Raw genomic sequence first — 26,066 nt, forward strand, 5'->3', positions numbered from 1 at the left:
ACTCTACTGCACGCATATTCCACGAATACCTGGAAGTTTACCATCCCATGGCTCTATGGGTCTAAGCCCTAACATTCCATCGACATACCTATCCAAGATGTGGAGACCGATTGCGTTTAGCACGGGTCAAAGCCCTTTTCGGGCAGGAACTCGGTTCTCCGTGCTTTCTTTATAAAATCCTGCGAATGAGTCAAAAAACGTGGTATTTGCAGTGTTATGCAGCTTGCGCAATGATGTGACTTTCCTTTTCGGGCGTAAATGTTTCACCTTTTTGGACAATGCTGATTAAGATCAGAGCTACTTTTCCCAGCAGTTTAAATACAGATCTCTGCTTCTTCATATGCTTAACTTTAACGTTATACTCATGTAACTCTCGAAATACAGGATTTACACCAATAAGCTGTAGGGTAGCGAGAAACAAATACTTACGTAAGGTAGAATCTCCACGTTTCGATATGACTATCTGTCCCTTCCGTTTTCCCGACGTACTTTCAGCTAGATTAAGTCCAGCTTTTCGTAGTAACTGACGTCCATGCGCATACTGTCTAAGATCACCCGCACCAGCTAAAATCGCTGCAACAAAAATGGGGCCAAGCCCTTTAAAGGAGCGAAGCTGACTCGCCATCGGAATCTCACTAAGTATTGCTAGGATTTGCTTCTGCATCTCCCCTAGCATTTCCACGATGCGTTCATACTCTGCGATTAATCGTTCTAAATCTTGCTTTGCCTCAGCTAAAGCCGTGAGATCCCCCACACTCCTCTTGGCTTGAGAAATAAGCTCAGCGGCTTTCTGCGTGCCTGTAGAGCCGCCTGCTCTGTGCATATGTTTTCTCCAAGTCGTAATCATATCGGTTATGGATCGTAACGCAAGATCCTGCGGTAATGGTAACTCTTTCAATGTGGCCATTGAACGTTTGCAAGTCCAATCCTTAAACACCGATGTATACTCTGGGAAGCGAATATCCAACCAGCGAATAATCCGATTCTGTAACCGGACACTGTAGGCGACCCAAAACTCCCGATCGCTCATCATGGTGCGCAGTCTTTGGAACTCTTGAGTTTGTCGCGTATGTTCATAGTAATAACCACGGCTTACAATGTCCGCGATGACAAGTGCATCCTTCGGATCACTCTTGGAAGGACTATTATCACGATTCTCCTTGTTTCTTTTGGTGGTGGCTGGATTCACTAGGACGACGTTCGATCCTTTGTTTGTAAGCCAATTCGCTAAGTTCCACCAATAATGCTCGGTGGGTTCCATGCCAACGATAACACTGTTCAAACGGTGCTTTTGCTGAAGTCCCTCTATCCAACGCTGCAGCTTTTCAAAGCCTTCTATGGTGTTACTAAATGAGAGGTGGCGATTCGAGAGCACAATTCCGCGAAAATTCGTAGCTTGTGCGACATGAGTTTCCTTAGCCATATCGATACCTACAACAAGATGAGATGTGGTAATTCGTTCAATTCGTTGATTTTGTACTTCTGATTGTTTAAACTTCATAATAAGAGCGCCTCCTTGATGGTGTTGGGTTTTTAAACCCGGGACAAACCCATCATACCGAGGCGCTCCTTTTTTGACAAAGGCTATTTCTTAGCCTTAACAGCATGTTTAGCGTAATGACTTTTTTATTGGAAATATTTACAGTCCGTATATGGTGTGTTAAAATGAAAATAAGAATATTTGATTAAGGTTACTATATTCAATAACTGGAGGGTAATACAGATTGAGTAATAAAAAAATTAAAGTCGGTGTAGCCAATAAAGAAGGACAGCTAGGTTTTTTGTTTTCAAGAGGTGGCCTTCGTGAGGGGGCTGGCAGAAAGAATATAGGGGTGACTAAGAAAGTATCACTAACCTTAACGGACGATTTATGGGAAAGACTCGAAAAGCATTGTGCGGACAAGAAGCAATCCCGTTCAGAGGTTATCCGTAACATTATCGAATCCTTCTATTCAAAGTAATTTACTTCTGAGGTAGGTGAGGGTATTGCTGGTCAACATATCAAAAGATTCTCTTATCAACGCTCTACAGCATGTGTTAAGAGCTGTATCTTCGAACAACACAATACCCATTCTATCGGGGATATGTATTCAGGCATGTGTAAATGAAATAGTGTTCACTGCAAGTAATACAAGTATGAGAATACAGTTTAGGATTCCCCGGGATAATAAATCTTTGAATGTACATAGAACAGGTAGTATTGTTGTACCAGCACGTTACTTTAATGAGGTAATTCGTAAACTTACTGCTGATATAATTACATTTGAAATAAACAAGCCTTTAATACTCACCATCGTGTCAGGGAAATCACAGATTCGTTTATGCGGTATGGATCCTGAAGAATTCCCATTAATTAATAATCAAGAACACAATCCTGACAATAAGCTCCGAATAAACAATGCTTTATTAAAGGCAACAATTAAGCAAGTGGCAACTGCGGCTTCAACGTCCGAAATGAGACCCGTGTTAACGGGAGTCTCATTTGATTACAATAATGATTCAGTGAACCTAATTGCTACCGATGGAATTCGTCTTGCTTCCAAAATTATACATACCGAAAAAAACACTCTAAACACCAGTACCAAATTTCTTATTCCAGCTAAAAACTTATATGAAGTTTCAAAAATGTTAAGAAATGATGATGATGCAACTGAAATTGATGTGATTGCCAATCAAGTTAGATTTACGGCAAATGAACTACAGGTTGAGTCCGCTCTAATCGAAGGTACTTTTCCATCAATAACAAATGTAATTCCACAATCATATTTATCTGAAGTGTTAGTTGATACAACCCGATTATTGCGTGCTGTTGAATGCGTCACTGTCCTAGCTGGTGAAAGTATAATAAGGCTATTAGCAACTACAAGTACCCTAGAGCTATTATCTAGAACTGCGGAGATTGGGGATGTACAAGATGAGGTTCCTTTAATGGAAATGAGCGGTGATGATTTTAGCATATCCCTCAACGGAAGGTTTTTTATTGATATACTTCGTAGTATTGATAGTGAGCATGTCAGAATAAGGTTCACAGGGAAAGCAAGTCCCGTAGTCATAATACCAGAGATCAAACCCTCGTCTACATTATTTTTAATCACTCCTGTGAGGACACATAGTTGAATAGTCGTTAATTTATTTAATTATAGGTACTCTCTCCCAAATATAATAAGCAATACGTTCGTAAATCAAAGCAAGTGTTTCTCACTATTTTGCAGTATTCTCAGACAATCTCAACATTACCAAACAATTAATTGTGGAGAACCGTATCGCAAATTAATTCAACGTTACTCCACTATCCTGCCTGTTACTTCAACAGGCTGCCGAAAAAACTGGCAGCCTGTTGTTATTGTGCTATCGTTCCCGTTAGCCACACATGCGGCGCAAGCGCCGCACCACGGATGATGAAAATTGGTCGAAGAATCTGTCAATACTGCTACTATGGCTGGGAGAGGAAGGTCGATAAGCTATTGTGCCATAGAGCCCATCCGTTAGTCTGACTCCAACGACCACGGTGCATCACAGATTGTCGCTCCCTTTTGGGAAGCACTCATGGGAGATTAATCCTACTCTGGTTGCTGCACCAGCCTCATTTTTATGTTCAGCCTTGAAAGGTCTTTGGTACTTTAATTTCATAATTCTTCTCAGGCACAGCCTTTTTTCAAAAAATCATTTGGCTAGGTCTAATTTATTATTGTCTTTTGAGGTTTTTCGCGAATTTAATTTTCATGGGAGCTTGATCATCTGTATCTTCAAGCCCTGTGATTATTTTTTCTATATCTTGGTTTATTCCTTCGCCACAGTATGATTAAGGGGGACACTTCAATTAATCGGTTTTGCAATCCGAATTTCACCAAATCGAAACCGCTATTCTCAATCCATTTTCGATGGAGATTAAGAATTTGGTTTCTTGCACTAAAAGAACTGTCTATTCCTTCTTTATTTTTGACTGGGGCAAATTCTCTTCACGTTCAACCAGTAAGATTGTCGCTTTTTCTGCTAATGGGAAATAGTCGAAAATGAAACTTTCTAATTTGTACGCGTTTGGCGCAGTGGGAGTTATTACAGTAGCATTACAAAACTCATTCTGATTCCAACATACGAGCTAAAACATCCACGAGATCGTGAACTCGGGTATTTTCAAGCCAACATTCTTAATCTTATGGAATGCTAAGGTAATCTCAAAATCAGCAAAATCTTCTGATACAAAACAAATGATCTTCCCCATTTATTACACCTCAATAGTATTAGATTAACTAGAAAATTTTCTGGTTCCTCTGGAAAGATGATCATGGAACCATGCCCCATTATTAGTTTTATTCATCATTTCACCTGCTTCATTTCTATTATGTCACTATAGTTCTCCGTTCGCATAGTGATCGGCTACGTTCAGGGTAGTTCAATATCCTTATAAGATACTACTTACGAGGCTACCCCGAGATCGTTTAATATCTTCATGATTTTTAATTGTAAAACGTAACAATTACTATCTAGTAGGGGGGGGGATTTTACGAATAATACTAATCATTGTCGACTTCAGTATTATTTTATCAGCATGCGGAAGCAGATCAAGCATGGATCTAAACGAAGATCAACATTGGGAAGGACACGACATGAACAGCTTTAAGACAGTTTCATGTCGCACTTCCGTTACAGAAACTTAAAAGCTTATCAAATAGTCAAAACCATCCATACCTTGTTTTTGCAAATCCTGCACCACAAGCTTAGCAAGGACAGTGGCGCCCTTGCGATTAAAGTGCAACCAATCACCAGTCTTATAAAGAAGATCCGTTTCTGCCGGCCCTATCGAAGTAAAGTAAGCTGAGCTTAGAACATTAAGATCCACAAGTCCGACATTTTGTTCTTGCGATAAAGCAATGGTCGCGTGCCTATAGGAATCATCTTCGGCATAGTGCACCAGGTTGACTCCATCCGTAGTCCAGCTTATGGCCCGCCCTTGAGGGGGCACTAAGACGACTGTCGCCCCTTTTGCTTTCACCGCCTCGACAATTTGCCGCATATATATTGTGAATTGACCTTCAGAATACTTTTTCTCATCATTGATACCCATTTCAAACAGGAAATAATCGCCCCTTTTAATGTATTTCAGGATTGTATCCAGCGATCCGCCTTCCAAGAACCCTTTCGCAATTTGTCCGGCGGAAGCCATATTTCTAACCTGAAAGGTTTCCGGATTCACAAGCTCCGTAATGATTTGTCCCCAACCGACGAGTTCATCGGCATCCTTGGGATAATAGTTGGCTACCGTCGAATCTCCGCCGATCCATACCGTTCTGGGCATAACAGGATATTTCGACACTTTGGTGATGATGAGGGCGGCTATTGTATGGGCGTTGCCCTCTATGCCTGCAGTTACAATGAGATTCAATTGTCCGTCTGTAATGGGAATAAGAAATGAATCTTCAGGAGTGATTCCTGTTAAATTTAATAATTGGTAGACACCTTCAGCCGCTACGCTCGATCTCGATGTGTCCCCTAACATGACCTGAACCTGATAAAGACCCTTATCTAAATCAACATTGAATGTGTTAGCACTAGTTACCCCGTATTTTACAAACTGTACGGCTGTGCTTCCCACGCCTGTTCCGGATGCTGCGACATTTATTACGTCTTGAGGTGTATTAAAGCCGTACCCTTTATCGGGAGTATATGCTTCAGAAGCGTTGACTTGAATATAATCACCCGGTACTTCGGATCCTGCGCCAAAATTAAATTTGTAAACGGTTGGTGTTGACGCAGATACGGAACCGCCAATCATAAAGCTCAAACATAAGACAACAGTTAATACAGTCAGTAATACTTTTTTCATCAAAAATCCTCCTCTTCCCAGATAAAATAGGTTTCGATCGAATAGCGTAACAAATCATAATTCATTACAATAGTTTTTTCACTATCATCACATCCTCTGTGTGTGGGACGATTCGCGGAAAGCATTAATGTATGCGCTTACAATATTAAGTATAGTTGGTTAACGCAAGGAAAAACGATTGAATTTACCGTCTTTTTTGTTAAAAATTCAGTGTAAAGTTGGCCGCAACATCTTTATTTTCTTTTGAGCCGAGAGGTTCACGTCCGGTTCTGAGAGGGCCTGAGGGTGCAATTCCCTCGGGCTACTTACCGCAACATCTTCGTATCTAGTAAACGTGCAGGAGAACGAGTGATGGCATCGATCATCGGATTTGTGGAAGGAAAGCTGAAACTGAAAGTGAATCGGGATAAAAGTGCTGTGGATCGCCCATGGAAACGTAAGTTTCTCGGGTTTAGCTTCCTGTCACACAAGCAAGCGACTATTCGACTAGCGCCCAAAATCACTTCTCGCTTCAAGGAAAAGGTGAGGGAGCTGACCAGCCGCACCAAATCCATATCCATGGAACAGCGAATTGAAGAATTAAATCGATTCCTGATGGGATGGCTAGGATACTTTCGGATTGCTTCAGCCAAAACCCATTGTGAAGAACTGGACAAATGGATACGTAGACGACTTCGCATGTGCTTATGGAAGCAATGGAGACGAATTCGCACAAGAATCCGGGAACTACGAAACCTAGGTATTCCCGAACAGGCTGTCTACATGATGGCGAACTCACGTCGTGGAGATTGGGAAATGTCCCGTGTCACAAATTTATACCATTATATAATAAGGTGTGTCGTCTTCCGCGAAATTCGCATAATCAACCTTGATTAGCCAATTGAATTCCAATCTCCTCCAAACAAATGTAGTCATCATGAAAAACAACTCGTTATCCAATGAAATATCCAGTACACCTTCAATGTAACCATACTTATAAGCGGAATACTCACCACCAGATGGTATCTCCGTGTTCAAATTGAACAAGAAATTTATTTCCATACTAATCACCTTGTTTCAAGAAATTAGCCTGTTTGAACTCTTCTGCCTTGTTTTTCAACAAGAAAAAGCTGTGCATCGAAGTATTGTATTCGTTTCCATCACAGTAAACAGGCAAGAACTGATCAACATTTGTTTCTTGTTCGACGCAGTATTCTCATATTCCTTGCTGTCTAAGTAACGAAACCAAGCCAGATAGTTCTGCAAATATTTTGTTGCAACACCATTAAAGCGATCCATCCATTTCTTCAAACGGCTATGTTAACTGTTGACGTTTTGAATATGGTACACGCCTTTCACACGCTGTTTCCCATCGGACTTGAAACGGTAATGAGCTAAACCTTTCGCATTTGCGTAGGAACTGAATGCCCTCCACGAATCGGTGCAAAGCACGTTGACTATTAATTATTATTTTTGATTAAAAGTTCAAATCGACTGGAGAGCCATGTAGGCACATCAATGGTCTTGAAAAGCCGCACATGGGAGCAAGAAAAGTTGAGAAAGTCGGTCACTCATGACTACTTTGATACGGAAAGGTGCAAGACTTGTCCACTATAGTATGCTCCATAGATAAATGAGCTTCCTTGATCTAAAGTGCTACGAAACAATAATCCTGCCGTCGCACCACTAACATACGGAAAGGAATTCAGTTGAGCAATGAGAGTGAAGTTCCCGCTCAAGGCGGTGTAAGCATATTGAAATTGCTCATTCGTCGAATCTTGGTTAACAATACCGTTTCCTGTACCTTTAATAGTAAAGGTTCCCGATGCTTTATCATAAGAACATAAGTTGTAAGGACTGAAGGACTATTATGTAAATAATCAGTGTCTCTGATGCACTGTCAATAATGAGATAATTCAAAAAATGTGTTGCAATGATTATCATGATTATTGAAATTAGGAATTTGATCTTCTGCTTCCCGATATTCTGCTTATCCACATAAGCAATTTTAAACATTCGTCAATAATCATTATCTCAGTTATTGGACGAAAGATGCTTTTTAGCACTGAATCTAAGCCACTGATTATTGATGAATGTCTTTCTCTAAGCTACGATAATAAATGAAATGGTCATTGGTTTAGAAACGCATATCCCCCCTCATGTAAGCGCATCCACAACTTAGCTGAATCTAATATGTAAGTGCTTCAAACAAAGAATCTTCATCATTCACCAACATGCAATCTTGTCATACCAAATTCGAAAAAAACCATTCCCATGATAGTCAAGGTCTTCTTGCCCTGTCTATAAATATCATCTCAGAGGAGGTTAATTTTATAAGAGATGACATAGCGGATTGTCATTAACAACACTTCCGGGTTGAATCGTAAAAAGTGAATGATGCATCGTTCTGGTCATGGAATTGGTAATCTTTCGATTTTAAAAGGAGGGTTTACATGAGGAATTCACTAAAGAAGCGGATAAGTACGATTTTGGTGTATGCGTTGATTCTAGCTCTATTTCCAAATGTTTTTACACACCAAATTGCAGCTGCAGCGGGTATGCTGCCGGATGGAACGATACCCGCCGGATGGAAGGCGGCGGATGTTTCCGCTTCAAGCTCACTAGGCACCACCAGTTACGGTTTCAGCAACGGTAAATTTGTGCTTTCCGCCACAGGCGGTAAAATACAAAGCGCTGACGATAACGTACTTTATTCTTATTACCCTGTAAGTGTGGGGGACTTTTCCATAACGGCAAAAGTGACTTCCACTGCAATTAACACAAGCAATAACCGGGCCTTACTGATGGTCAAGAAGGATCCAATTAACAACGGAGCGACATCCCCCGGATATAATTTTGGCTACAACAGCTCTGCCAATACCCTGATTTCTTATCGGCGGTTGTCGACAACCGGCTCCAGTTCTTTTACGGTTCCGGATCCAAATGCCGCCCTCTACATGAAATTGGAACGGTCAGGATCTGACTTTAAAACCTATTATTCGAAAGACGGAATTAATTTTGGAAATGGAACGACAACAAACCCGCTCAAGACGGACTCCGACACTGCAGGTTTGTTATCCGGAAGTGTTTATGTAGGGTTAGCGGCTGCGGCAGCCAGCGCCGAATTCACCGACGTCAAAATTTATCAAAACGGACTCGTGTACGACTCCAACGCCGGCGTCCAAGCTCCTGGCGTTCCGGTGGATTTGACGGCGACTTCCGGCGCAGGTGGCGTTACCCTGCAATGGACGGCCGCAAGTGGCGCGAGCAGCTACAACATTTACCGCAGCACGGCATCCGGCAGCGGGTATTCCAAAATCGCCACAAGCACGACTAACAACCACACCGATACGAATACTGCCGGAAATACGCCATATTTTTACACAGTCAGCGCTCTGGCTGGCAGCATAGAGAGTGGGATGTCTGCGGAAACCGCCGTGACTACGCCTCTATCAGCACCGACCGGATTGTACGCCGCTGCAGGGGATAGCAAAGTCGACTTAACCTGGACAGCCGTAAGTGGCGCAACCCACTATAATGTGAAGCGCGGTACAGACGGAATATCGTTTGCGAACATACAAACGGGTTTAACGTCGACCTCTTTTACGGACAATGGATTAGCCAACGAGACAAAGTATTATTACGTTGTTTCCGCAATGAATGAAACCGGAGAGAGTACGAACTCGGATGTAGTGAACGCAACACCGACCGATGTATCAACATCCCCGGAGGAAGGCGTTATCTTTGTTGCTCCGGGTGGCTTGGACAGCAATCCGGGAACGATTGGCAGTCCGACCACACTTGAATCGGCCATAACACATGTGGCCCCGGGCCAAATCATTTATTTGCGCGGAGGGACTTACTCTTATTCTGTTCAAATTACAATTGACCGTAATAACAGTGGCACGCCTACCGCGAAAAAACAAATTTTTGCTTTTGGTTCCGAAAAACCGGTGCTTGATTTCTCGTCTCAAACCTATGATGCAGCTACTGTCTCCAATAACGCGAGAGGACTGCAAATCAACGGGAACTATTGGTATGTGAAAGGATTAGAAGTAAAAGGGTCGGCTGATAACGGAATTTATGTTGCAGGCAATTATAACCGTATAGAAAATTCGGAAGTTCACCACAACCGGGACACAGGCTTGCAAATAGGCAGATATGCTTCAACCGCTCCGCAAAGCGAGTGGCCCAGCTACAACGAAATCGTCAACGTATATTCCCGCGATAACTTTGATCCAGACAACGGTGAAGATGCCGATGGTTTTGCGGCCAAACTGACTGTAGGTCCGGGAAATGTGTTTGAAGGATGTATTTCGGCCTATAACGTCGACGACGGATGGGATCTGTACAGCAAAACCGAAACCGGGCCGATTAGTCCTGTAGTAATCCGAAACAGTATTGCCCACCATAATGGTCAAACATCGGAAGGAAGCTCGACAACAAACAGTGACGGCAACGGCTTCAAGCTTGGCGGGGAACAAATTGCCGTAAATCACATTGTGATCAATTCGGTCGCTTACCAAAACAAAAAGCATGGATTTACCTACAACAGCAATCCGGGCTCCATAACCATTGCAAACAATACATCCTATAATAACGGACAAAGCAACTTTGCTTTTGACGTCGGGACTCATATTTTCACAAATAATTTATCTTATAAGGGAGCATCGAGTGACAAAACAAGCGGTACGGATGTTCAAAGCACAAACGTTTGGTGGGAAAACAATAAAAGCACCAATGCAAATGGCTTGCTTGCAGACAATACGGATTTTGTAAGTCTAAGTCCCGCAGTAAGCCGCAACGCGGACGGTTCCCCTAACTTTGGCAATTTTCTGGTACTTGCAGCAAGCAGTGATTTAAAGGCGGCCGGCACGCCTAGCGGTACGGACATCGGTGCTTTAATCGGATCTTCCGGAATGAACCCTGCGCCGACGCCATCGCCGGTACCCACACCCACACCGACGCCGAGTCCGACGCCGACACCTGATCCTACACCATCGCCCATGCCAGCAGGTTCCTACAACGAATATAATTTAACCGGCTTCTCCATTGGAAACACTGGCGGAGGCAATATTCCCGAAACTGACCCTCGTTACAAAAAAGTATATAACGCAACGGATTTCGCCGATGCCATCAACAGGAAAAAGGGCTACAAAGTAATAGAAATCATGAATGATTTGAATCTTGGCTGGAATGAGCTTTCAGCGGAAGCGAAAACAACGGCGGGATCTTTGATCGTCGCACACAACGCTCCGAAAACTCATCCTGTTCTGCTTCAAACCGGTGTGAGTAAAGTGTATCTCGATACGCTTAATGGTGTGACTATTTTTTCAGCGAACGGTTCCAAAATAAAACATGCTTCACTTATTTTGAAGCATAGCACGAACACCATCCTTCGTAACTTGGAGTTTGATGAATTGTGGGAATGGGATGAAGCTACCAAAGGAGATTACGACAAAAACGATTGGGATTTCTTAACCATTGAGGATGATTCGAAGGTTTGGATCGACCATTGTACCTTCAATAAGTCCTACGATGGCGGTGTTGATATTAAAAAAGGTTCTTCCGGCGTAACCATCTCGTGGTCCTTTTTTAAAGGGGATGACCGAAGTCCTAACAGCTGGGTCAGCCAGCAAATTAGCGCTTTGGAAAATAATCGCTCGGCTTATGCCATGTACAATTATCTTCGCAGTCAAGGTTTGAGTGCGGACGATATTATTGCGGTGTCTTCCGGACAAAAGAAACAGCATCTTGTCGGGGCCACCGAATTCGCATCAGAAAATGCAAATCTGCAGGTGACTCTGCATCATAACTACTATAAAGACATGCAGGACCGTTTACCTCGTCTTCGGGGCGGGAATGCCCACGCTTACAATATTGTAATGGACAGTTCGGGCAATTGGGGAGCAAAGAAACTTATCTCCGATAGTCTTGCAGCTGCGCTAAGCGCCAAGGGTTATCATTTCGGAGTAACCAGCAATGGGGCGATTTCAACCGAGGGCGGAGCCGTCCTTATTGAAAAATCCCAGATTATCGATATGTATTATCCATTGCGGAATAACCAAGCGGATCCCAATAATCCGGCATATACGGGCAAAATTTTTGCGCTGGATACGATGTACTCATTAGATGGAACTTCGTTTAGAGGTAACAGTAATGAATCGAATAGTCCGCTGTCGCCAGTTCCGGCACCGTTAATTCCTTTCGCTTGGAACGGATTTACAACTTTGCCATACAGCTATGCCAACGATGACCCGTCGGTTCTGAGAAGCCGGCTTTTGGCTAATAACGGCGCCGGAGCAGGAAAGCTGAACTGGTCGAAGGAAAAATGGCTGCTGACTGAGCTTCCAACCGAGTCTGCGCCTCCTGGGGCAGTAACCGGATTGTCGGCTAGTACTTCGACTGACAACAGCGGCCAAGTTTCTTTAACTTGGAACACTGTGGATCGAGCGGATTACTACAACGTTTACCGCAGCATCAGTCATGCTGGCCCGTATGAGGCAATCGCGGATCATCTTACTGCAAACACGCTTATTGACTTGGCATTAATTGGAGGAACAACATACTACTATGTGGTAACCGCGTCCAACGTCGGAGGGGAAAGCGCCAAATCCGTTGAAGCAAGCGTGTCCATCCCCTTACCGAATACTGCACCGACGACCGTGATCACTTCTTATTCCAACGGCCGGTATTTAAATGTGAATACGCCGATATTGACATGGACATTCAACGATCCGGATGCCGGTGACATCCAAACCGCCTTTCAAATTCAAGCTTCTTCCGATAATTGGACCACGATTTCAACAGACAACGGAGTAATTGCAGATGCTGCCGAATTGTATACAATGGGGGCTTTAACCGACGGGGAATGGGCGTTGAGAGTTCGAACCAAAGACAGAAACGGAGCATGGTCGGAATGGGCCTATCGAAGCATAATCATTGACACCGTTGCACCAACCGCAACAGTCAGCTATAGCGCTCTCAATCCGACCTACCAAGATGTGGTGGCGACGATTTTACCAAGCGAATCTGTTACGGTAACGAACAATAACGGGCTTACTCAGTTTACATTTAGCCAAAATGGAAGCTTTACCTTTACGTTTGAAGACGCGGCAGGGAATACAGGAAGTGAAATGGCTGCCGTCAATAACATTGATAAAACGGCACCGATCACAATCGACGATGCTCCGAAAGGCTGGGTAAACAAGGATATAACGGTGAGCCTGCTTGCCGACGACATGGGCTCAGGTGTGGCCGCAACTTATTACGCAGTCGATGGCAGTACTCCACAAACCGGCAATAGGGTGACCATCACTTCTGAGGGGATTCACACCCTTGTGTATTGGAGTGTGGATCATGCCGGTAATGTGGAGGAGATGAAAAGCCTCTCCATTCACCTGGATAAAACGGGACCATCGATTCAGCTCATGCTGGATAAAACGACACTTTGGCCCGCCAACAATAAGACTGTGACTGTAACGGCAACCGTTTATTCGAGCGATAATCTGTCGCAGGTCGATTCGATTGTACTGACTTCAATTACGCTGAACGTTCCTGATGACGGAGTCGGACAGATGATTAGAGATGCTCAATATGGAACTCTGGATACCTCATTCATTTTACTGGCAAAAAAAGCGAGTGGGGAAACGGACCTTGTTTATAGGGTCACATATACAGCTGTTGATAAGGCAGGAAACAAGACTGATGCAATTGCTTCAGTAACAGTACCCCATGATCAGTCAGGAAAAAAATAAAAAAGCGAGGAGGCTGTCTATCTAAGAAGGATCAGATTATTCATCCCAAAAACTGCTATTAAGCAGCTGCAAAATGGAAATACACTAACGAACTCATATTATTATGAGTTCGTTGGGGTATTTCACTTCGTTTATTATATGGACTCAAACCGGATTGATTGTCGCCATAGCGTTTTAAGGCAGCGGCTCCGCAGGAACATTAGCAATTGTTACAGCCTTTGTAAATTTGGCAGTCGTATTTTGCCTCAATCGCATATTCGCAGAACCAGAGACGCTCGGGTTAATTTGAATACTCACAATTTTCTCTGCATGACCGGTCGCGTCGGCTGTTAATGAGAAACTCGTGCTGTAACCATAGGAAGTAGGCCAGGTGCCATTGCTGTTTTGAACCTTCGCGACCTGGGTACCTGAACCATTATAAATGCCGATATTATTTTCAAGTTGACCTTGGTTCATCGTAATCCTTCAATTCAGTTGAGAATACTAGTGGTCCTTCTACTGCTGAATACGCAAGAAAGTTCACCACATTCACTTCCAATGATGGAATAAATTAGATTACTGTTGCGATAGTGATGGACCAGGTCCTGTTCAGTATGTCAAATTTCCAACCGTCAATGCTCGATACTCGATACGTAAATGTTAATCTACTAGGTACATCTGGTAACTGGTGGACGATCGCTGAATTCAACTTATATCAATAGAAAGTAAACAAAAGGTCGGTCTGCTAATCAAAATGACCTTTTGTTAAATTCAACTTACACTTATTATTCATTAACCAAGCAGTGATTTTCTGAGCTGAAATCGTAACAAATTTATGGTAATGGTTGGCACGAGTTAAGCATTGCATTGCGTTAAACTGTCCTTTAACATTCCTGTAGGTGTTAGTAGATTCAACTTGCAGAAAAAAGGACGCCTCGCTAGGATGAGTATGTACTGGGTTGCAGCCCTCAGAACTCACCTTAGGAGGCGTTATCATGAAGTCTAGTCTAATTAAATCTCAAAATCAACGTGTAGAACGAATCTCCACTACCACTCTGGTCATAGGCATCGACATTGCCAAGGAGAAGCATGCTGCACAAGCCATTAATTTCGAGGTATTGTCCTCACCAAGCGCCCTATTCTATTTTCGAATGACCTACTAGCTGGCTTTGAGCATTTAGAACACAGTATTCGGAAATTACAGAAGATGCACGGCATGAATGACTTCGTTGTGGGAATGGAGAGCACCGGTCACTACTGGTTCAATATTGCCAACTGGTTGGTGGGTCAAGGAATTGATGTGACTCTTGTCAATCCAATGACAACCAAACGCAATAAGGAAAACAGAGATAACTCACCTTCCAAGAACGACCCAAAAGATGCTCTGGTCATCGCCGATGCGGTGAGTCGTGGGTTCTACACGCCCTTCTCTCCAAAGGATGAAGCATTCCGCCGTATACGGGTTATGGTTACAAACAGAGAGCACTGGGTTGTTAAATCAGGACGGATTAAGAATAGAATCCACCGCTGGCTCGATATCCGGTTTCCAGAATACAGACAAGCATTTGATGATATTTTTAGCGATCGTTCCTTGGCCACTTTGCGCCGGTTCCCAGCCCCTTCTGACCTGCAGCTAACTCCGGAGCAAATGGTACAGATCCGGGGTGAATATATGGCTAGACCTGGTGGGGTGCGAGGTAAGAACAAGGCGCTGGAACTTCAATCACTGGCTAGACATAGCGTGGGAGACACTACTGCCCTTGAAGAAGACAAATGGGAGCTAAGGCACCTCATCGAAGAGTATGAAAGAATCTGCCGAATCATTGATGAAGCGGACGAGATGATTGAAAAGGTACTGCCTGAAATCCCTTGTTCAGATCTCGTTCGATCTGTCGGTGCTTCCGTTCCTGCAACGGCTGCCATATTGGCATTTGGCGGGGACTTACGTAAGCTGTCTCACGGAAATCAATTATTGCGCAAGGCAGGATTGAACTTAGCAGAACGAAGTTCAGGCAAGTATAAGGGGCAAATTAAGCTCACCAAACGAGGCAACTCACTACTGCGCAAGCATCTCTACTTCACTGTGTTTCACCTGTTATCTTTCAATGGAGCGTTCCAAGCCATGCATGCACACAATACCGAAGTGAAACGAATGACGAAAATGCAGTCCATGATGAAGCTGATTGGGAAACTCGCCCGGATGCTTGTAGCCATGGCTAGAGAAGGACAAACATTCTCCATGGATAAGGCCCAGCTACCGTTAGCAGCATAAAAAAGTAAATCGTAACCCTGACACGTAGATTGGCTCATTCGCAGGATCTCACAAAGAAAGCACCGAGTACCGAGATTTTTCCGCTTTAGGGCATAGACCCGTTCCGTTAACGTTGATCGGACTCCACACCTTGGAAAGATAGGACGAAGGAATGTGAGGGCATAGACCCGTCGAGATTTGGGAGAGTGAATCCCCAAGGACCTTGTGGAGAGAAGCGTGCAGTATAACTTTTTCATGGAAGATGTTGTAAAAACAATCAGCACCTTCTGTTCCCGCATGCGCTCTAACGGAACTGTCTGCCACACACTACCCAAACACCGGAACTCCTATTTAACATGCATTTTGAAATCCTGCGAATGAGCGAGCATTCGTGAGAAAACCCTTATTCTCTGAGGGAGCTGATACCGCATTTTCATTAAATAAAATAAACGATTACTTGAAAATAAAATAAACCGGAACCCCTTATTTCTTATGGAGTCCCGGTCTTATAAATTACCACTAAACATCTTTATACAATCGCCCATCTCGAAAACGAATGATCCGCTTCGCCTGCTGCGCAATCAAAATGTCATGTGTAATCAAAACAATCGTCCGACCTTGTTTATTCAATCTCTTCAAAAGATCCAAAATCTCCACACCCGTCTTCGAATCCAGCGCACCTATTGGTTCATCCGCCAGAATAATAGACGGATCTCCTGCCAAAGCTCGGGAAATGGCGACACGCTGCTGCTGCCCACCGGATAATTCCGAGGTAAGGTGTCCCCTACGATCTAATAAGTCCACCGATTCCAATGCCTGCAGAACATATGGCTCACGTTCCCTTTTCGTCATTCCCCGATAAATTAAAGGCAACTCCACATTCTCATACGCACTTAATCTTGGCAGCAAGTTGAAGCTCTGAAAAACGAAACCAATCTTCTGATTGCGAATCTCAGCAAGCTGTGAATCCTTAAGCACGTTTATTGCTTGACCATCAAGGTTATAAACACCTTTATCCACAACATCCAAGCACCCGATGATGTTCATCAGTGTGGATTTGCCGGAACCTGATGGCCCCATAATAGCTACGAACTCTCCATGATCAATATCTAACGAGACGTCATCTAACGCTTTAATCGTTTCCTCGCCCATCGTATAGTATTTACTGGCTTTCTCGATATGGATTAACGACATTACCTTCATCTCCATTACTTGCACAGGGTCCAAATAAATGAAGTATCCTATTCGTAACCTTACCGTTTCGCCTTATAAAACTCATGATAAAGCTTCATCAACGCCCACTTCTCAATCCTCGACACATAGGAGCGGCTAATGCCCAGCTCCTTCGCAATCTCCCGCTGCGTCCGCTCTTCCCCGCCAAGCTCCAGCCCAAACCGGCCAACGACGACTTCCTTCTCGCGATCGTCCAAGATTTCCAAGTTCCGATATATTTTGCTCTTCTCTATCTTGAGCTGCACCTTATCCACTACGTCATCTGCTTCCGTACCGAGAATGTCGATAAGCGTAATTTCATTCCCCTCTTTGTCCGTTCCGATGGGATCATGCAAAGACACATCTTTGCGCGTTTTCTTCAGTGAACGCAGATGCATAAGGATCTCGTTCTCAATACAGCGAGCTGCGAATGTCGCGAGCTTGGTCCCTTTGTTCGGCGAAAACGACTCGATGGCTTTGATCAAACCGATCGTCCCGATCGAGATCAAATCCTCCAAATCTTCCCCTGTATTGTCGAATTTTTTGAGGTTGTGAACACAAAGCAACGTAAATTTCCAATATGCACATGATTACGCGTCCATCAATGTACCTTTGACTCTTGGGAAAGACCAGTCGGCTGTAACCCAATCTATCCGCCTCTTGTGCTAATGCCGTCGTTTCGCCCAGCTGCAGCGTTACGACATTCTCCTATTTGTGATTGGTCCAAAATACCCAATTTTAACATCATCTATCAGCTCTCTCTAACTGTAACGCAAAAAAACAATTGAATAGCAAAAAGACAGCTGAGATCTCTCCTAGCTGCCCTCATCAACTCTTTATAGAGCTGGCTGCCCCTGCTCTATTAATGTCTTTTTCAGAAAAATCAACGTATCCGTATCCCCAAGCGGTCTCTCAAAAAAAGCCTCGTAACCCTTGCGTTCATACATTGGAAGAAGCCAAGGATGATTTTTCGACGTAGCGAGCACAACACCAGGCGCCAACAATGTATTTCGTACAACAACCTCCTCGACATAAGAATGGAGCCGGTTACCAACACCTTGATTTTTGAATGCAGGTAAGACTGCAAACCAATATAAGAAAGGAAGCTCGGTCAACTCTGGCAGGTTTTTCATTGAAATGGTTGCTGCAATTGAGCCGTCAATTTCCAAGACATAACTTGTATTTTCTAAAATGTTCTCTCTAATCATCTCGATATCCGCATTCGCAGCTCTAAATGTGATTCCCAATTCACGGATTGACTCATATGCGCCATCAATCACTTTGAATTGTTCTTCTGCATCATCTATGGTCGCTATCCGATAAACCTCACTCATTTTGGTCACCTTCCTGAAATCTCGATAAGGCAAAAGGAGAAATATCCTGCTCTGTTGTGCCTTTTCGTGTAAGATCTGATAAAATTTCACCCACGACACTAGCAAATTTAAACCCATGACCAGAGAAGCCTCCTGCGATAAAGACATGGTCATGTTCAGGATGGTGATCAATAATAAAATGCTCATCGGGTGTACATTCATATTTACAAACAGCTCCTCGAACTACCTGACCTGCAGCTTGAGGCAGAAAAGCTTCCAACGCTTGCCGCAAATCATTCTCATCTTGGTCATAATGACCGAACGGCTCGAAGGGCAACCCTGGCTTCCATGTCTGACCAGCATCATGCCGACCGATTTTCACACCAGATCCGTTAATGCTCGGGAAGCCATAGAACCCGCCATATTCCGCTCCGAATGTGAAACCAGGAAACCTAGTAGAATCATACAACGTATCATCCGATTTAAACCATGCTACTGCCTTACGTACCGATCGGATCGGGAGCTGTACAACGGAATCTAATTCGCTGAACCAAGCTCCAGTACTCAAAATCAATTGATCGGCATGATAGGTCCCGTCAAGCGTTTGTACGGTAACCCCACTGTTCCACACGTTAATACACGTTATAGGTGTGTTCACTAGAAGCCTTGCGCCTGCGGCCAAAGCTTGCTGACGATATGCGCGAACACAATCTTCGCTATAAAGAAACCCAGCTTCCTGTTCAAACAAACCAACATAGGATTCAGGAAGCTTTACCCCTGGCCAACGATTATGAATCTCATCCGCATCTAGACGATCAACCTTTAGACCAAAAGCCTTCGTAGATTTCATTTTATTGCCCAAATTGACCGATTCAGCTGCTCCTATATTCAGAACCCCACTGCGAACAATCAAACGCTGATTCGTCACAGCTTCGAGCTCTTGCCACAGCTTGTCAGCTTTTAGAGCCATTGCCGTATACGTAGGGCTACCTGAATAAGCATGCCGGATAAGCCGAGTTTCCCCGTGGTGACTTCCTGCCACATGAGGGGGATCATATTTATCAATCAGCAGCACTTTGACATTCTGCTTGGCTAAATAAAATCCTGCACTCATGCCCATGGAACCAGCGCCGACAACAATGACATCATATGCACTCATAATGCCTGTTTAATCCGCTCAATCTGCAACAAATGTGCACCTACATGATTAACAAATCCATCGTACAGTTCAGATAATTTTAAGGTTAACCCTTTCACATTCACACCGGATCTTTCCCAATCTGCCCCAGATAAACGCTTGAAGAATAAGCTATTGTAAGTGAGCAGCGCATTATATATAGCCAAGACTTCCTCAATGGTGCTCTCATTTGCTTTCGAACGGCTTACCCATAGGTCTTGGTCAAATGCAGGCAACTGGACATCCGATTCCGCAACGATTTTTCGAATTCGAAAGGAGGTTACGATGCTGTGATCCACCAAGTGAGAAATGACTTCTATAACACTCCATTTGGCCTCCGAAGCTTTCCAATGCAATTGCTCGTCGCTCAAACCCTCAATAGCTGAACGAAGCTGCTCAAATGTATTTGTAAATTTTTGAAGATCAATGATTTCTTGGCCCATAGTTGTCGCCTCCGTATATTTAAATGACATAACTCCATTCCGGTGTTACACGCTTCAAGAACTGCTTCGTTCTCTCTTCCTTAGGCTTTACAAAAAGCTCCTCAGGTTGCCCCTGTTCCACAATGACGCCGCCATCCATGAAAACGACATGACTAGAAACTTCTCTTGCGAAACCAACCTCGTGAGTAACAATAATCATTGTCACCCCTTCGTTAGCAATCTTTCTTATGACAGTTAACACTTCTCCCACCAGTTCAGGATCCAGTGCAGACGTTGGCTCGTCGAACAAAATTACTTCAGGATTTAAGGCAAGGGCGCGAGCGATACCTACACGCTGCTGTTGTCCGCCTGAGAGTTGGCTAGGATAAGCATTCACTTTATCCGAAAGTCCGACTTTGTCGAGTACTTCCAAGCTCTTTCTTCTTGCCTCATCTTTCGGCTGCTTTTGAGCAATAACAAGCCCTTCCATCACATTTTCCAGCACCGTTTTGTGCTTGAACAGATTATAATGCTGAAAAACCATCGCTGTTTTCCGACGTAGCTGAATGATGTCCTGTTTACTAGGATGCTTCCCGCTAATTTTGAAATCATCAATGGACACCTCGCCTTCGTTAGGTCGCTCCAAGAAATTGACGCATCGCAGCAATGTTGTTTTGCCAGATCCGCTTGGACCCAGTATAGCGACAACATCGCCTTTTTTAACTGTCAAATTAATGCCGTTCAACACCTTATTCTTGCCGAAGGACTTATGGATGTTCGATAAGCGAATCATGCGACTCCTCCTCGATTATAAACCGTTACTTTTTTCTCTAAAAATGCGGTAAGTCTTTCGGCTAGCAGCGTCAAGCCCCAATAAATAAAGGCAGCGGCAATATAGGCTTCCAGAAATTTCAAACTCACCGACGCAACGACACTTGCTTTACCAAGAAGTTCCATCTGCGACACTGTAAAAGCAAGAGATGACGTATGCAGAAAGCCAACAAAAATGTTGCACAAATTTGGTAAAATAACACCAATCGCTTGAGGAGCAACAATTCGCCAAATCGCTTGAGGAGTGGTCATTCCAATGGCATAGGCCGCCTCAATTTGGCCTCGATCCACTGATAAAATGCCGGAACGAATAATCTCCGACATGTAGGCACCAGCCGTGATGGAGAAAGCTGTCAAGACTATAAGCAGAGAAGGTACGGATGCCGATTTGAAGCTCCACCCGTAATAGGCAGATAAGCGATCAATAATATAAGGCAGACCCCAATAAATAAGCAAGATATGCAGCAGTATAGGCGTCCCCCGCAGAAACGATACATAGAAATCAAGGATGGGATAGATGTACTTAACTTTGTAAATACGAGCGAAAGCCGTTAATAGACCGATGCCGAAGCCAATGACAAGAGGGATGAAGGTTAAAACCAATGTCAATGGTAAAGCCTTTAATATTTCAAAAAATGCGGTATAAATGAACATAACATCAATTCTCATCTTCCTCACCTCACCTAGCTAACGGACGCTCATGCCTTTGCAGCCTGAACTCTGTTACCTTAAATACTTTCTCCAAAATGAGTACGGTTACGTAATAGATAATCGTCAAACTAATATACACTTCCAAAGTATGTGCTGTTGCAGCTATCAGCGTTTCCCCGCGCCCCATCATATCCATCACACCTATGGAGAATGCCAGCGATGTATCTTTAAGAAATCCAATGACAGAATTGGCAAAGTTCGGGAAGGCAATCAGCAGCGCTTGTGGCATGACGATTCGGAAGAATGACTGCTTTCCGGTCATTCCCACAGCGTAAGCGGCTTCTGTCTGTCCCCGGTCGACTGAATTAACAGCCGCCCGGATATTTTCAGATTTAAAAGCAGCAATACTGAGGCCATAGGTAATAATAACGAAATAGATGGGATCCCACCGTGAAATATTAATATGTACGATCTCAAGAAGCATTGGCAAACCGTAGAAAACAAGAAATAATTGAATGAGAATAGGTGTTCCTCGCATAAAAGATACATAGACGACAGAGATTTGGCTAAGCACTGGAATCTTGTATAAACGAGTTAATGCAATTAGTGTGCCTAGGATAAGTCCTAAGGTTAATGAAACTACGAGTATTAATAAGGTGATCGGCAAGTAATATAGCAACTTCGGGATAAATGTTGTAACAAGTGTAATATCGAATGATTTTCCCATCTAATTCCCTACTGTGTAATCGGCTCCAAGCCAATGAGTGCTTAGTTTACCAAGCGTTCCATCTGCTTTAATACTCTTAACTGTCTCGTCAATTTTCTTTTTTAGTTCCTCTCCATCTTTACGTAAAATGAAATAAACCTTCGAGTTAGAGAGTGGTTCCCCAACAGTTTTCAATTGTGCATCCACCGATTTATTCACGAAATCAATAGCAAACTGCGTGCTAATCGAGGCATCTGCACGACCTGCCTTGATTTGTGTTTTCGAATCTTCACCAGCGCCCGTATAAACGATATTAATCCCCGTATTGTGCTCTTTGTTATATTTCTCAGCAAGCACAGCAGCGTTACTCGTTGCTGTCACGAGAAGCTTTTTGCCTTTGAGATCGTCAATGGACTTAATAGCTGTGTTGTCTTTATGTACGATAATTTTATTCGGGAAAATGTTGTAAGCTTCGTCGTTATAGAGGAACTTCTGTTTTCTTTCTTCATTTATTTCCATTTGATGAGCGATGAAGTCGATTTTGTTTGTTTCCAAGCTCAACAGCAAGTTTTTGAATTCCATTGTTTTCAATTCAAACTCATACTCAGGAAGTCGCTTATCGATTTCTTTCACAAGCTCCACATCATAACCAGTCAAATTACCCTTGTCATCAATAAAGCAAATGTTCGGGAATTGTGTACCTGTCCCTACGACGATTTTCTTCACAGCTTTCGGAGTGGTTGCAGCAGTTGCTTGTGCTGTAGCTGTAGCTGCCGTTGTCGCCGCGGCAGTAGCAGCTGCACCCGAGTTTGTGCTGGCGGTTTTGGACTGAGTTGCACACCCAGCTGCGAATGTAGCCGTAAGAATGATGGTTGAAAGTACCGTCAATTTTTTCATGTAATAAAAGCCTCCCAATATGTTTCAATTTTATAATTGAATTATTCCTATAGACTAACTAAGGATTAGGTGTAAAAAAACGCACTTCACTAAATTACAAAGGGTAATGGCAGGCTGTCCAATGATCTTGGCGAATTTGGAGCAGTTCCGGTTGTTCTTCTTTACATCTTGCCGTAGCTGCCGGACACCTTGTATGGAATCGGCAACCGGATGGCGGATTCGCAGGGGAAGGAATTTCTCCTTCGACAACAAACCACTCTCTTTTCCTGGTTGGATCAGGCGAAGGGATGGAGGATAGCAGCCCCTTCGTGTAGTGATGGGAGGGATGAAGAAACAACTCTTCACTGGGAGCAATTTCAACAAGCTTTCCTAAATACATGACACCGATGCGATCTGACAAATGGCGTACAATGTTTAGGCCATGAGCAATAAACATGTACGTTAATCCTAATTTTTTCTGCAAATCCTGCATTAAATTAACAATTTGCGCTTGTACAGATACATCTAACGCAGATACGGCTTCATCAGCAAGAATGAATTGCGGATTCAAAGCAATCGCTCTGGCGATACCTATTCTCTGTCGTTGACCTCCGGAAAACTCGTGTGGGAAACGATCATAGAAAGAACGATTTAATCCAACTAATTCCAGTAATTCCTCTACCTTAGAGCGCTTCACTGCAGCAGCGAAAGATTCATGTATTTCAAACGGCTCGCCGATAATTTCGCCAACCTTCCAACGCGGATTCAATGAACCGTAAGGATCCTGGAAGATGACCTGCATTTCCCGCCTCGTTCTCTGTAAGCCTTTGGCAGTATGCTTGGATAAATCCTGATCTTCGAAAAGTATCTTTCCGTGAGTTGCTTTCTCTAATTGCAGCATCACCCTGCCTAAGGTTGACTTACCGCTTCCGGATTCACCAACCAGTCCGAATGTTTCCCCTTTACGGATGGAGAAGGATACATCGTCAACTGCTCGAATATAAGTCTTCGAGCTGTTAAACGTCCCTTTCCCTACCGGGTAATATTTGCTTAGTCCTCTTACTTCAAAGAGCGTCTGCCCTCCCTTTTCTTGATCCCTGGCCCCAAGGATAGGCTGCTCGCGCGCTGTTTCAATCTTGTCCGTTGAAATCACGTTCTGCTGCTTTTCCTCTAATTGAACTATTTCCTCCGCGTACCAACACGCGCTTAAGCGCCCATTTACATGACTAAGAGGGGGGCTGTCTTTCTTACAACGTTCGGTTGCATAGGGACACCTCGGATGAAAATGGCATCCTGTAGGCAGATCAGATAAGTTAGGTATCGTTCCTTCAATAGAAAACAATCGTGTTGTTCGATCACTATCCATCGTCGTAATCGAACGAAGTAAGCCTCGTGTGTACGGATGATAAGGTTTACTGAACAGCTGCTGCACTGTCGCTTGTTCAACGATCTGTCCTGCGTACATCACAATAATATGATCTGCCATCTCTGCAGCAATCCCCAAATCATGTGTAATCAGTAAAATTGACATGTTGAATTCAGCTTTCAGTTCTTGCAGCAAGTGGATTATTTGCGCTTGAATCGTCACATCAAGCGCTGTGGTCGGTTCATCGGCAATAAGCAGCTGCGGACCACAGGCAAGGGCCATTGCAATCATTGCTCGTTGAAGCATCCCACCTGACAGCTCTCCAGGATATTGCTTCATGCGAATTTCAGGTTCGGGAATGCCAACACGCTGCAACAAGTGAATGGCCCGCTCCCTAGCCTGAATTCGATTACCCTGTTTATGCTCAATAATAACTTCTGTAATTTGACTGCCGATTGTAAAAACCGGATCGAATGCAGCCATCGGTTCTTGGAACACCATTGCCATCTTTTTCCCGCGTAATGCACGAAGCTCCTTCTGGGATAAGGTTGCAAGGTCTTCGCAGTCCAGTACAATTTGACCGCCGGCAATAACGCCATTCTCATAGTCAATTAATCGCATAACTGACTTCGAAGTAACGGACTTACCACTTCCAGATTCACCTACTAGGCAGACCGTTTCTCCTGCGGCAATTTTAAATGAAATGTCATTTATCGCTGTAAACGATCCTTGTTTCGTCGTAAATTGAACACTCAGATTGTCAATCTCAAGCAGTTGTTTCAACTTGCGCCGCCTCCCTTGCTATGCCCTGCTTTGCTTTGGATCCATGGAGTCGCGTAGTTTATCTCCAATCAAATTAACAGAAAGTACGAATATCGTGATGGCTAACCCCGGAAACGTACAAATCCACCAAGCCACTGTCAAATATCCTCTTCCTTGCGATAAAAGTGTTCCCCAATCCGGAACTTCTTTAAGCACTCCTAGGCCTAGAAAGCTTAATCCCGCTCCTACCAAGATAGATGATCCCAGTCCGATCGTAGACATAACCAACAACGGTGACCATGCATTCGTCAAGACATGTCGAAAAAAAATACGAACATTAGATGCACCTATCGATCTCGAAGCTGTAACAAAAGATCGATTCTTAATACTGAGGATCTGACCGCGCATCACCCTCGCATATTGAGGAATGGCCGATGCCGCGACAGCGAAGATAATATTGATTAAATGAGGTCCCAAAGCAGCAGCAATAGCCAAAGCCAATAAAATGCCAGGTATGGTCATCAGAACATCAATAAGTCTCATGAAAATGGTGTCGATAACACCACCGATATAACCGGATATCGCACCGATCAATCCTCCAATTAGACCACCAGCCAATACAGACGCGAAACCAATAAACAAGGAGTCACGACTGCCATACACGACGACACTAAAAACGTCTCTGCCAAAATAGTCCGTACCAAACAAATGAGCTTTACTTGGTGCACGCAGAATTTGGTCCGTAAGCATCGCTGTTGGTGCATAGGGAGCAATCCATTGCGGAAAGAGTGCACATCCTAGAATGAACAGCGTTACGATAGCCGCTAAATAAACGAGCATATCAGTTGCATTAACTTTGTTATTTAGTTTTGAAACACGCGCTTGCTGCTTACTCCTCTGCCAAATAGCCTTAGCGGAAATCACTTCTTTCATATTTGATCTCCTCTCTATTGCGAATTC

At 43.7% G+C, this 26,066-nt stretch carries 16 protein-coding genes and 4 pseudogenes; 5 read left to right on the plus strand and 15 right to left on the minus strand.

The window, feature by feature from the left end:
* Window positions 1-214: 214 nt before the first annotated feature.
* A complete protein-coding gene (locus tag QFZ80_RS24310; protein ID WP_307561470.1) occupies window positions 215-1,501 on the minus strand; it encodes an IS110 family RNA-guided transposase in 1,287 nt (428 codons plus the stop codon).
* A 223-nt stretch (window positions 1,502-1,724) separates the two neighbouring features.
* On the opposite strand from QFZ80_RS24310, the gene QFZ80_RS24315 reads away from it, so the two are divergent.
* Both QFZ80_RS24315 and dnaN read left to right on the plus strand, forming a co-directional pair.
* Window positions 1,725-1,961 carry a ribbon-helix-helix domain-containing protein gene (locus tag QFZ80_RS24315; protein ID WP_307561472.1) on the plus strand — a complete coding sequence of 79 codons (237 nt, stop codon included), beginning with the start codon at window positions 1,725-1,727 and terminating at the stop codon, window positions 1,959-1,961.
* Window positions 1,962-1,977: 16 nt separating this feature from the next.
* Window positions 1,978-3,117, plus strand: a complete 1,140-nt coding sequence (gene dnaN / locus QFZ80_RS24320) for a DNA polymerase III subunit beta (RefSeq protein ID WP_307561474.1) — start codon at window positions 1,978-1,980, stop codon at window positions 3,115-3,117.
* A gap of 1,537 nt (window positions 3,118-4,654) precedes the next feature.
* On the opposite strand, the gene QFZ80_RS24325 is transcribed toward dnaN, so the two are convergent.
* Window positions 4,655-5,824 carry a rhamnogalacturonan acetylesterase gene (locus QFZ80_RS24325; RefSeq protein WP_307561476.1) on the minus strand — a complete coding sequence of 390 codons (1,170 nt, stop codon included), beginning with the start codon at window positions 5,822-5,824 and terminating at the stop codon, window positions 4,655-4,657.
* Between the two features lie 312 nt (window positions 5,825-6,136).
* Between QFZ80_RS24325 and QFZ80_RS24330 the strand changes: the two are divergent.
* Window positions 6,137-6,637: pseudogene (locus QFZ80_RS24330) on the plus strand (group II intron maturase-specific domain-containing protein); the annotation flags it as partial.
* Between the two features lie 282 nt (window positions 6,638-6,919).
* Here the strand turns inward: QFZ80_RS24330 and QFZ80_RS24335 are convergent.
* A pseudogene (locus QFZ80_RS24335) lies at window positions 6,920-7,258 on the minus strand (IS1595 family transposase); the annotation flags it as partial.
* 998 nt (window positions 7,259-8,256) lie between these two features.
* Between QFZ80_RS24335 and QFZ80_RS39350 the strand changes: the two are divergent.
* Window positions 8,257-13,560 carry a pectate lyase family protein gene (locus QFZ80_RS39350; RefSeq protein ID WP_483874733.1) on the plus strand — a complete coding sequence of 1,768 codons (5,304 nt, stop codon included), beginning with the start codon at window positions 8,257-8,259 and terminating at the stop codon, window positions 13,558-13,560.
* A 174-nt stretch (window positions 13,561-13,734) separates the two neighbouring features.
* Here QFZ80_RS39350 and QFZ80_RS24350 read toward each other — a convergent pair.
* Window positions 13,735-13,986 (minus strand): annotated as a pseudogene (locus QFZ80_RS24350) (DNA-binding protein); the annotation flags it as partial.
* 548 nt (window positions 13,987-14,534) lie between these two features.
* On the opposite strand from QFZ80_RS24350, the pseudogene QFZ80_RS24360 reads away from it, so the two are divergent.
* Window positions 14,535-15,811, plus strand: a pseudogene (locus QFZ80_RS24360) (IS110 family RNA-guided transposase).
* 498 nt (window positions 15,812-16,309) lie between these two features.
* Here QFZ80_RS24360 and QFZ80_RS24365 read toward each other — a convergent pair.
* The 11 genes from QFZ80_RS24365 to QFZ80_RS24415 form a co-directional block, all read right to left on the minus strand.
* Complete coding sequence (locus QFZ80_RS24365) at window positions 16,310-16,993, minus strand: ABC transporter ATP-binding protein (RefSeq protein ID WP_307564229.1); 684 nt, start codon at window positions 16,991-16,993, stop codon at window positions 16,310-16,312.
* Window positions 16,994-17,043: 50 nt separating this feature from the next.
* Window positions 17,044-17,568 (minus strand): RNA polymerase sporulation sigma factor SigK, encoded by a 525-nt coding sequence (gene sigK / locus QFZ80_RS24370; RefSeq protein WP_307561485.1) that lies wholly within the window; start codon window positions 17,566-17,568, stop codon window positions 17,044-17,046.
* A gap of 270 nt (window positions 17,569-17,838) precedes the next feature.
* Window positions 17,839-18,336 (minus strand): GNAT family N-acetyltransferase, encoded by a 498-nt coding sequence (locus QFZ80_RS24375; RefSeq protein WP_307561487.1) that lies wholly within the window; start codon window positions 18,334-18,336, stop codon window positions 17,839-17,841.
* Window positions 18,329-19,474, minus strand: a complete 1,146-nt coding sequence (solA, locus tag QFZ80_RS24380; RefSeq protein WP_307561488.1) for an N-methyl-L-tryptophan oxidase — start codon at window positions 19,472-19,474, stop codon at window positions 18,329-18,331. The genes QFZ80_RS24375 and solA overlap by 8 nt, the downstream gene beginning before the upstream one ends.
* Window positions 19,471-19,935, minus strand: coding sequence for a DinB family protein (locus tag QFZ80_RS24385; RefSeq protein ID WP_307553452.1), 465 nt, complete (start codon window positions 19,933-19,935; stop codon window positions 19,471-19,473). The genes solA and QFZ80_RS24385 overlap by 4 nt, the downstream gene beginning before the upstream one ends.
* 19 nt (window positions 19,936-19,954) lie before the next feature.
* Window positions 19,955-20,707, minus strand: a complete 753-nt coding sequence (locus tag QFZ80_RS24390) for an amino acid ABC transporter ATP-binding protein (protein WP_307553451.1) — start codon at window positions 20,705-20,707, stop codon at window positions 19,955-19,957.
* The gene (locus tag QFZ80_RS24395) at window positions 20,704-21,414 is read right to left on the minus strand and encodes an amino acid ABC transporter permease (RefSeq protein WP_307553450.1); all 711 of its coding nucleotides are present in this window, start codon (window positions 21,412-21,414) and stop codon (window positions 20,704-20,706) included. The genes QFZ80_RS24390 and QFZ80_RS24395 overlap by 4 nt, the downstream gene beginning before the upstream one ends.
* A 10-nt stretch (window positions 21,415-21,424) precedes the next feature.
* On the minus strand, window positions 21,425-22,123 hold the full coding sequence (locus tag QFZ80_RS24400) for an amino acid ABC transporter permease (RefSeq protein ID WP_307561490.1): 699 nt from the start codon (window positions 22,121-22,123) through the stop codon (window positions 21,425-21,427).
* Entirely contained in the window at window positions 22,124-22,999 is an 876-nt protein-coding gene (locus QFZ80_RS24405; RefSeq protein WP_307561492.1) for a transporter substrate-binding domain-containing protein, read from the minus strand.
* Between the two features lie 94 nt (window positions 23,000-23,093).
* Window positions 23,094-25,127, minus strand: coding sequence for an ABC transporter ATP-binding protein (locus tag QFZ80_RS24410; RefSeq protein WP_307561494.1), 2,034 nt, complete (start codon window positions 25,125-25,127; stop codon window positions 23,094-23,096).
* 18 nt (window positions 25,128-25,145) lie between these two features.
* The gene (locus QFZ80_RS24415; protein ID WP_307561496.1) at window positions 25,146-26,039 is read right to left on the minus strand and encodes an ABC transporter permease; all 894 of its coding nucleotides are present in this window, start codon (window positions 26,037-26,039) and stop codon (window positions 25,146-25,148) included.
* Window positions 26,040-26,066 lie beyond the last annotated feature (27 nt).

It is taken from the genome of Paenibacillus sp. V4I7, from assembly GCF_030817275.1.
GTDB lineage: Bacteria > Bacillota > Bacilli > Paenibacillales > NBRC-103111 > Paenibacillus_E.